This window comes from Paenarthrobacter sp. NPDC090520, assembly GCF_044769205.1.
GTDB lineage: Bacteria > Actinomycetota > Actinomycetes > Actinomycetales > Micrococcaceae > Arthrobacter.
In genome coordinates this window covers 1-9,341 of record NZ_JBIVXM010000043.1, presented here as the reverse complement: position 1 = coordinate 9,341, position 9,341 = coordinate 1, and the positions used below count along the sequence as shown (strand labels likewise).

The following is a 9,341-nucleotide window of genomic DNA, read 5'->3' as shown; positions in this document are numbered from 1 at the left end:
CGGTCCCATTCCGAACCCGGAAGCTAAGACCCACAGCGCCGATGGTACTGCACCCGGGAGGGTGTGGGAGAGTAGGACACCGCCGGACAACCATTACAGTTGGAGCCCCGACCACGACGGTCGGGGCTCCACACCTTTAACACCCCAACTACCTCACGCCAAAAAACACGCACCACAGGCCCCACAACAAGCAATGCGGACCCCTCAACGGCACGGGAGGTTGCCCGCGCGCAGGATAGAGTCACCGGATGAACCTGTCCCGGTCCCTCGATGTCCCCGCACTCCTTGCAAACGAACAGGTCCATTTGCGGCCGGTCGTCCTGGAGGATTCCGGGGCATTGGCAGCGGCGTACGTCCGGAATGCCGAGCATTTGTCCCCGTGGGAGCCTCGGCGTGAGCCGTCGTTCTTCTCGGTCTCCGGGCAGGAGAAGGCGGTTCAAAGCAAGCTGCAGCAGTATGCTGCCGGCCGCGAGGTGCCCTGGGTCCTCGTCAGGTCCGGCATGATCGTTGGAACCATGACGCTGACAGGCATCGTCCGTGGTCCCTTCCTCAGCGCCAACCTTGGATATTGGGTTGATTCGGCTCATGCCGGCAAGGGCTTGGCCAAGGCAGCCGTCGGTGCGGTCTTGGATATGGCCGGCAGTGAGCTGGGGTTGCACCGTGTCCAGGCGGCCACGTTGGTGCACAATGCGGCTTCCCAAGCGGTGCTGAAGCGGAGCGGATTCGAGCGGATCGGGTTGGCGCCGTCGTACCTGAAGATCGATGGGAAGTGGCAAGACCATGTGCTCTATCAGCGCATTCTGCACTGATCCCTGCGGGGGTAGGACACTGTGTTGCCGCGCCGTAGGGTACGCCACAGCCGGCCCGTAGGCCCAAAAACCCCGATAATCCGGTGATTTTGGTCAAAAAAGCGCGGAAACACGCGGAATTTGCTGGCCATGCCGGTGCAAGCTGGTAAGTTTTCGAGCAGTGGCTTGCTCGCGGTCCGCTTGCCGGCTCAAAAACGTATTAGTCCAGGAGGACGTAAATGGCTAAGAACCGTAGTGAACTCGTTGCAGAGGTAGCAGGCAAGGCTGGCACCAGCCAGGCAGCCGTTAACTCCGTGCTCGATGCACTGTTCGAAGTTTTCGAGACTTCTGTTGCTGCAGGCGAGAAGATCACCATCCCGGGCTGGCTCGCAGTTGAGCGTACCGACCGTGCAGCTCGTACCGGCCGCAACCCGCAGACCGGCGAGACCATCCAGATCGCAGCCGGCCACAGCGTCAAGCTGACTGCTGGTTCCAAGCTGAAGGCTGCTGTCGCCAAGAAGAAGTAACCATACTTCGGCGAACGCCTGGAAGAGGCGGCAACGTGATGTTGCCGCCTCTTCTGCTTTTTAATCTGATGTTTGCCCACTTCTCCTCCCCAGCAAACTCCCGATTCGCAGCCCGGCGGCAGGTAACGGACAATGGATAAGTGCCATTAGCCAGAAGCTCCGCCACTGCCCCTTCGCCCGTTCCCAAGCCGGGAGCGCGGGGAGGCACCACTGGCATGGGTATTTCCTTGCCGTGGCAGCTCGCGGGCTTGGCTGTCCTGTTCCTGACGCTGGCCGGAGCGCTCATCTTCTCCGGTGCTGCGGCAGCCCGCCAGGTCTCCGACCCCGGCGCCTTGGTCCGGTGGGGCCTTCCCTTCGCGAAGGCCATTCACAACGTGTCTGTGGCAACCGTCATCGGTGGCCTGATCTTCGCCGTCGGAATCCTTCCCAAGAACCTCAAGCCCTCCAGGACGCGTGGCAAGGATGATCCCGAGGCACCCGAGCACCCCGCGTTTTCGCGGGCCTTGGCCGTTGCGGCCGCGGCGGGCGCCGCGTGGACTCTTTCAGCGGTGGCCGTCCTTGTCCTGACCTACGCCGACGTTGCAGGGCAGGGAGTCTCCGGGGACGCCGAATTCACCCGTTCCCTGGTGTACTTCATGACGGATATCGAGACGGGCAAGGCTTGGCTTGCGGTGACCATCATCGCAGCTGTTGTCACCACGGCCTTGTTTGGCGTGCGGTCCTTGACTGGCCTGGCGTTTACCTTGCTTTTGGCCCTCATTGGATTGGTTCCGACTGCCCTCATTGGGCACTCTTCAAGTTCCAGCGACCACGAGGGCGCCATCAACTCCCTGGGCATGCACCTGGTAGGGGTGTCCACGTGGGTGGGCGGCATCATCATGCTTGCGGTCCTGTCCGGTCTCCTGACGGGTTCACGGTCGTCGGGAACCGCTGACATCACCGAACCGACGCTCCGGCGCTTCTCGTCCCTGGCAGGTTTCGCGTTCGTCCTGGTCTTTGCCTCGGGCGTGATCAACGCCGCCATCCGCGTGACCAATCCCGGCGATCTTTTCGGTTCCTCCTACGGCCAGCTCATTCTTGCGAAGGCCCTGGCCACGTTGGTGCTGGGCGGTATCGGCTTCATGCACCGGCAGTGGGTGATACCCCAGCTGGGCAGGAATGGTTCGATGTCCGCCCGCAGGGTGTTGTGGCAACTGATTCTTGTGGAGCTCTTGGTGATGGGCGCGACGTCGGGACTCGCCGTGGCGCTGGGACGTTCCGCCCCGCCGCAACCCACCACGTATGCGCCGGATGCTTCGCCCGCTTTCATCCTGTCTGGCTATGAGGTGCCACCGGAGCTCACGCCCGAGCGCTGGCTCACCGAGTGGCGTTTCGACTGGCTCTGGGTAGGCGTGGCGTTGTTTGGCGCCGTTTCCTACATCCTGGGTGTCATCAAGATCCGCAAACGCGGCGACTCCTGGCCTGTGCTGCGCACCATCCCGTGGTTGGTGGGCCTGGTGGTCCTGACCTACATCACCTCCGGACCGCCCGCCGTGTACGGCCGCGTGCTGTTCTCTGCGCACATGGTTGACCACATGGCGCTGACCATGGTTGCGCCGATCTTCCTTGTACTTGGCGCCCCGGTGACGCTTGCCCTGCGCGCCCTTCCTGCCCGCGGTGAGGGTGCCCATGGATCGCGGGGCCTGCGCGAATGGTTGCTGCTCTTTGTCCACTCACGCTTCTCGCAGGTAGTGACGCACCCGCTGTTTGCGGCCGCGAACTTCGCCGGTTCCATTGTGCTGTTCTACTATTCGGACCTCTTCGGCCTTGCCATGCGTGAGCATGTAGGCCACGAGCTCATGAACCTCCACTTCCTGTTGACGGGTTACATCTTCGTGCTGAGCATGATCGGCAGCGACCCCTTGCCGCGCAGGGCTCCGTATCCGATGCGCCTGCTCCTGTTGCTGGCCACCATGGGTTTCCACGCGTTTTTCGGCGTATCGATCATGGGTGGCACGGGCCTCCTCGCTGCGGACTATTTCGGCAACCTGGGCCGGACCTGGGGTGCGTCCGCTCTCGCTGACCAGCAAATGGGCGGTGCTGTTGCGTGGGGCATCGGCGAGGTCCCCACCTTGCTGGTGGCAATCGGAGTGGCGGTTATGTGGTCCCGTTCGGATGCACGGGAAACCCGGAGGGTCGATCGGGCGGCGGACAGGAATAACGACGCCGACCTGAGTGCTTACAACGATATGTTTGCCCGGCTGGCCGAGCGGGACGCCAAGGTGTCCAGCCGCCAGACGGGTCCTGGGACCACTGCCGGCAACAAGCCGGGGACCGAGGCGGCCAACGGCCCCGGCAGCACTGCCGGGAACCAGGCGGGCGATGAGTCCGGGACCGGGCAGACTGAACGAAACACCAAGCTGGAAGGACGCTGATGAGCGAAACCGTACGCACCCAACTCCGGGTCCGCGCCTCTGAGCTGGAGGGCCGGGGCTGGCTCAATACCGGCGGCAAGTCGCTCGACCTCGAATCGCTCCGCGGCAAGATCGTGTTGCTGGACTTCTGGACCTTCTGCTGCATCAACTGCCTCCACGTCCTGGACGAGTTGCGGCCACTTGAAGAAAAGTACTCCGACGTCCTGGTGACGGTGGGCGTGCACTCGCCCAAGTTCGAGCACGAGGCAGACCCGGTAGCGCTGGCCTCGGCCGTTGAGCGCTATGAAATCCACCACCCGGTGCTGGACGATCCTGAGCTTGCCACCTGGAAGGCCTACACAGCGCGCGCCTGGCCCACCCTGGTTGTCATTGATCCGGAGGGCTACATCGTGGCCCATCTCTCAGGCGAGGGCCACGCCGACGGCCTCGCGGTCCTGCTGGAAGAGCTTGTGGCTGAACATGAAGCCAAGGGCACCCTGCACCGTGGCAACGGCCCCTACGTGGCGCCCGAGCCGACATCCGGCACGTTGCGTTTCCCGGGGAAGGCAACCCAGTTGGACAACGGCAACTACCTGGTGGTCGATTCCGGACACCACCGGCTGGTTGAGCTGCGCCCTGACTTTGAGACGGTGGAGCGGGTGATTGGCTCGGGTACCAAGGGCTTCGCCGACGGCACTGCCGGGACCGCGCAGTTCAACGAACCCCAGGGCGTGGCGGTGCTGCCTGCAGGGCTCGCCTCGACGCTTGGCTACGACGTTGTTGTTGCCGACACCGTGAACCACCGCCTGCGCGGCGTCAACCTGGGCAGCGGCGAAGTGCGGACCATTGCGGGCAACGGTGTTCAGCGACTGCTCGACGCCGGCCCGGCCCGCGTCACCGAGTCGGGTGCCGGCAGCTGGTCGGAGCACCACGACGGCGGTCCGGCGGACTTCGCTGCCGATGCCTTGGACGTTGGGGTGCTTGGCCGCGGCACCGGCGTCTCCCTGTCCTCGCCATGGGACCTCGTGTGGAGCGAAAAGCTGCAGCGCGTGGTTGTTGCCATGGCAGGGACGCACCAGATCTTCGCTGTGGATCCCGTCAGCGGCATCGTTTCGATCCTGGCTGGCTCCGGCCTGGAGGGGCTGCTGGACGGTCCCGCCGAGGAAGCCTGGTTCGCCCAGTCGTCCGGCCTGGCCATCGATGCGGAGGACAACATTTGGGTGGCCGACTCCGAAACCTCGGCATTGCGCCGCCTGGTGGTGGGTGAGTCCGGCGTGACAGTGGAAACCGCCGTCGGCACCGGCTTGTTCGACTTTGGCTTCCGAGACGGCGAGGCGGCTGAGGCGCGCCTGCAGCACCCCTTGGGCGTCACCGTACTGCCGGATGGTTCGGTTGCCATTGCGGACACCTACAACGGCGCCGTGCGCCGCTACGATCCCTCGACCAACACGGTGTCCACTTTGGCCCGCGGATTGGCCGAGCCCAGCGACGTAGTGGTGGTCAACCATCAAGACGCGGAACCGCTGCTGGTGGTGGTGGAATCCAATAAGCACCAACTGGTTCTGGTTCCGATTCCCAAGGAAGCCCAGCAGGTGGACGAGGGCGCTTCGCAGACCCAGCGTCCCAAGAGTCCTGTGGTTCCCGGGAACCTGGATCTCACGGTCCGGTTCAAGGCCCCGACGGGCCAGAAGCTTGACGACCGCTGGGGCGACCCCACGCAACTGAAGATTTCCTCTACCCCGCCGGAACTCATCGTGTCGGGTGGGGGGACCTCCGTGGGGCTCCTGAGGACCGTGGAACTGAACCCGGAGGTGGCCGAGGGAATCCTTCACATCACCGCCCGTGCTGCGGCCTGCGACGGTCCTGAGACCGAAGACGGCGAGATTCCGGACCACGCGGCTTGCCACCTCTACCAGCAGGACTGGGGCATCCCGGTGGTCCTCCAGACAGATGGCGATTCAGAACTGGTCCTGGACCTGCGGGGCATGGACTAAAGGCCGAAGCAAAGACGGGGTGGCCTGGCATCCTCCGAGCCGGAGGCAGCCAGGCCGGGAAGCCCCGGAGACCCGCGCGAGCCCTAGAACGTGAGCAGCGGTGTGACGGTCACGGTGGTGCCGTCGGTGTCCAACTGGGTGGTGAAACTGAAATCATGCACCACGTTGAGGTCATTGACTGCCCCGGTGAACAGGTTGATCTCGCGGGCAGTCAGCCGTGCCTTGCCGTTCAGGGGTGCCACCACCCATTTCCCGCCGAAGGGTTCGATGGTGATCTTGGGGTACTCCGTGATCTCCCATTTGATGGTCCCGTCCACTACCCGCGCGTTGCTGGCGTGGTAGAACGGACAGTCCGGCTGGAGCCGCTGTTGCTCCGTGGCTTCGGCGGCGCACTTGTCCAGGAATTCGCGGACCTTGCCGGCGACGGCCTCGTCCATGGACTTGGTGGAGCGGGTCTGGAGGTTCAGGGGAGCCTGCCCGCCGTCGCGGGTTGAGACGAGGGCTGAAGTGGCGGGTGCCTCGAAGAAGGTGCCGTTCAGGCTGGCCTCGTATTTGCCGGGAAAGAACACAGCGAACGTGTTGTGCCCGTTTGGCATGTTGACCGGAACCCCGTTCAGGGCGGCTTCGCTGGCATTGACCACTGTGACGTCGATAGTGGGTAGGGTGGTGGGTACGAAAGCCCATTTTCCGAAGAACAGCCATTGCGTACCGGTGCGTTCCATGAGGAACTCGGTGTGGAGCCGGCTGCCGTCCAGGGTGTAGTCCACGGGAACTGCCACACGGTTGCCGTTCCTGGATTCGGCGTTGCCGATCTTGACGTCCGAAAGGGCGGACGCGGCGGTTTGCAGGGCCGTTCCGTCCAGCATGGCGGCGTTCGCGTTGGGTACCTTGGCGCGCAATAAGCCCAGGGCCTGCTCGCCTTCGCCCTTCTGCAGCGCCTCGAGGTACTCCCGTACGGGCTGCTGCGGACTGGCCACGGAGTTGCTCACCAGATTGATGCAGACGATCGCGCCGGCGGCAGCAAGCATCAGACCGAGCAGCCATCCGGCTGCGGTCTTGACCAATGCTTGACTCACCTGCACGCCCTTTACGTTACCTGCCGTGGCGCCAATAGCCGCGCAGGAAGACTGTAAGGTGACTTAGCAAGAACGCCATACGGACGCACGACGGCGGCGACCGGCGCACGCGGGCCGGGCACCCGCCGTCGTGGTTCAGGCAGGAGCAAAGCTACCGGCGCCGCCGTGACGATGTGCCAAACACGCCGCGGATCAGGTCGCGGCCCAATTGGGTTCCCATGGATCGGACCATGTTCTTCAGGCCGCCACCCAAGGCACCGCCGAGGGCTCCGGCGAGGTCCCCGAACACGCCCGGGTCCGAGGGCGCGGGTGCGGGGACAGGCGCGGGAGCCGAAGGGACGGGGTAGGACGACGGCGCAGGGGCGGGACGGGAACTGGGCCGGCCGAGGATCTCTTCCTCGATGCGGCGGGCCTCGGCGTCAATATCGGCAGGGGAGCCGCCGGACGAACCGGAGGACGCGGGCACGGGAGGTTGCCCCGGCGCGGGCGATCCCGTGGGCACGGGCGCCGCACCGTTCAGCTTCTCGTAGGCTGACACGTTGTCCACTGCCGTGCCGTATTTGGCCAGGAGCGATGAAGCCGCCACCGTGCTCCGGACAAGGTCGTCCGCGCTGGGACCCATGACGGACTCGGGCGCGCGGAGCCGGGTCAAGGCCACAGGAGTGGGCGCGCCCTTCTCGTTCATGACCGTGATGACGGCCTCGCCGATTCCGGCCGAGGTGAGGGTCTCTTCGAGGTCGTAGTCGCTGACCGGGAAGGTGGACACCGTGGCCTTCAAAGCCTTGGCATCCTCGGGCGTGAAGGCGCGCAGGGCGTGTTGCACCCGGTTGGCGAGCTGGCCCAGTACATCCGCGGGCACGTCCTTGGGCGTCTGTGTCACGAAGAAGATGCCCACGCCCTTGGAACGGATAAGCCGAACCGTGGTGGTGATGGCGTCGAGGAAGGCCTTGGACGCGCCGTTGAAGAGCAGGTGCGCCTCGTCCAGGAAGAACACGAGCTTTGGCTTGTCCAGGTCGCCGGCCTCGGGAAGGTCCTCGAACAGATCCGCGAGGAGCCACATAAGGAACGTAGAGAACAGCAGGGGCTTGGTCTGGAGGGTGGGGAGTTCCAGGCAGCTGATGACGCCGCGGCCATCGGGAGCGGTGCGGAGGAGCTCGGCGGTATCGAACTCGGGCTCCCCGAAGAACTTTTCCATGCCCTGTGCTTCAAGGCCAACAAGTTCGCGGAGGATCACGCCGGCAGTGGCCTTGGACAGGCCGCCCAGGTCCGCGAGTTCGGCTTTTCCCTCATCCGAGGTGAGGAACTGGATGACGGCCCGCAGGTCCTTCAGATCGATGAGTTCCAGGTTGTTCTTGTCCGCGAAGTGGAAGATGAGCTGGAGGCTGGATTCCTGGGTGTCGTTGAGGTCCATGATGCGGGACAGCAGGATGGGCCCGAAAGACGTGATGGTGGCGCGCACCGGAATGCCGTTGCCGTCCCCGCCCAGGCAAAGGAACTCCACGGGAAAGTTCCTGGCGGACCACTCCTGGCCAAGCGCAGATGTGCGGGCGGTCAGCTTCTCGCTGGCGGTTCCCGCCGTCGCCAAGCCGGAGAGGTCGCCCTTGATATCGGCGAGGAACACCGGAACGCCCGCCGTCGAGAGCTGTTCGGCGATCATGTGCAGCGTGACGGTCTTGCCCGTACCCGTTGCACCGGCCACCAGGCCGTGCCGGTTCATCATGGCAAGGGGGAGCCGGACCTGGGCTTCTTTGTGGACTTCGCCGTCCACAATCGCGGCACCCAGCTCAATCGTGGCGCCTTGCAGGGTGTACCCCTGCTGGATGGTGGCGAGTTTTTCAGCAGTGGTTTTCGTGGCCATGCGCATAGCTTAGCTGCGCGGGACAAGATCCTTGCTGAATGCCAAATGCATGATTTCCTCGGGGTCGGCCGTGAGGTCGAACAGTGCTGTGTAGCCCGTGGCGAGGTAAAGGTTCTTGGCCTCCGGCTGGCGTGGTCCGGTGGTCAGGTACAGCTTGGAGTAACCGCGGCGGAGGGCCTCAGCCTCGAGTTCAGCGAGCACACGCCGGGCCAGTCCCCGGCGCCGGTGGGCCGAGTGGGTCCAGATGCGCTTGAGTTCCGCGGTGTCCTGGTCGTAGCGCCGGAAAGCGCCCCCGGCAATGGATTCGCCGTTCTCCTGGATGATGAGGAGCGCTCCGTGCGGTGCGGCAAATTCCTCGGCAGGGTAGCGGTTCAGTTCCTCCGAAGCCCCTTCGCTGCTGAACAGGTCGCCGTAGCGGGTGTCGTATTCGACGGCGAGCTCGTCCAGGAGCGGGCGGACGCGGGGATCGTCCATGGGCAGGCTGAGCACGGTCAGGCCCGACGGCGGCAGGGTTGGCGTTGCTGTCATGTGAAGCCTTTCGTAGGTGGTCACCCAAGTAGGGGGGGGGGGGGGGGGGGGGGGGGGGGGGGGGGGGGGGGGGGGGGGCGCGGGGGGGGGGGGGGGGGGGGGGGGGGGCCGGGGGGGGCGGCGCGCGGGGGGGGGGGGGGGTGGGGGGGGGGGTAGGGGGGTGGGGGGGGGTGGGGT

7 protein-coding genes and 1 rRNA gene are annotated in these 9,341 nt (G+C 65.0%); 5 read left to right on the top strand and 3 right to left on the bottom strand.

The genetic code is table 11. The features are described from left to right. From rrf to ACIQTZ_RS23785, 5 genes are all read left to right on the top strand, one after another. Positions 1 to 88 (top strand): 5S ribosomal RNA (rrf, locus tag ACIQTZ_RS23805); the annotation flags it as partial. Between the two features lie 160 nt (positions 89 to 248). Further along, on the top strand, positions 249 to 809 hold the full coding sequence (locus ACIQTZ_RS23800; protein ID WP_402984779.1) for a GNAT family N-acetyltransferase: 561 nt from the start codon (positions 249 to 251) through the stop codon (positions 807 to 809). 218 nt (positions 810 to 1,027) lie between these two features. Next, positions 1,028 to 1,315: an HU family DNA-binding protein gene (locus ACIQTZ_RS23795; RefSeq protein ID WP_011776355.1), complete on the top strand. Its 288-nt coding sequence runs from the start codon at positions 1,028 to 1,030 to the stop codon at positions 1,313 to 1,315. Between the two features lie 215 nt (positions 1,316 to 1,530). Continuing rightward, complete coding sequence (locus tag ACIQTZ_RS23790) at positions 1,531 to 3,729, top strand: cytochrome c oxidase assembly protein (protein WP_402984783.1); 2,199 nt, start codon at positions 1,531 to 1,533, stop codon at positions 3,727 to 3,729. After that, a complete protein-coding gene (locus tag ACIQTZ_RS23785; RefSeq protein WP_402984776.1) occupies positions 3,729 to 5,702 on the top strand; it encodes an NHL domain-containing thioredoxin family protein in 1,974 nt (657 codons plus the stop codon). Before ACIQTZ_RS23790 ends, ACIQTZ_RS23785 begins: the two co-directional genes overlap by 1 nt. An 83-nt stretch (positions 5,703 to 5,785) precedes the next feature. Here the strand turns inward: ACIQTZ_RS23785 and ACIQTZ_RS23780 are convergent, their stop codons facing one another. The 3 genes from ACIQTZ_RS23780 to ACIQTZ_RS23770 all read right to left on the bottom strand — a co-directional run bounded on the left by ACIQTZ_RS23780 (position 5,786) and on the right by ACIQTZ_RS23770 (position 9,164). Next, positions 5,786 to 6,814: a hypothetical protein gene (locus ACIQTZ_RS23780; RefSeq protein WP_400337822.1), complete on the bottom strand. Its 1,029-nt coding sequence runs from the start codon at positions 6,812 to 6,814 to the stop codon at positions 5,786 to 5,788. A gap of 115 nt (positions 6,815 to 6,929) precedes the next feature. After that, positions 6,930 to 8,636, bottom strand: a complete 1,707-nt coding sequence (locus ACIQTZ_RS23775; RefSeq protein WP_402984774.1) for a helicase HerA-like domain-containing protein — start codon at positions 8,634 to 8,636, stop codon at positions 6,930 to 6,932. A 9-nt stretch (positions 8,637 to 8,645) separates the two neighbouring features. Then, on the bottom strand, positions 8,646 to 9,164 hold the full coding sequence (locus ACIQTZ_RS23770) for a GNAT family N-acetyltransferase (RefSeq protein WP_402984772.1): 519 nt from the start codon (positions 9,162 to 9,164) through the stop codon (positions 8,646 to 8,648). Between the last annotated feature and the right edge of the window lie 177 nt (positions 9,165 to 9,341).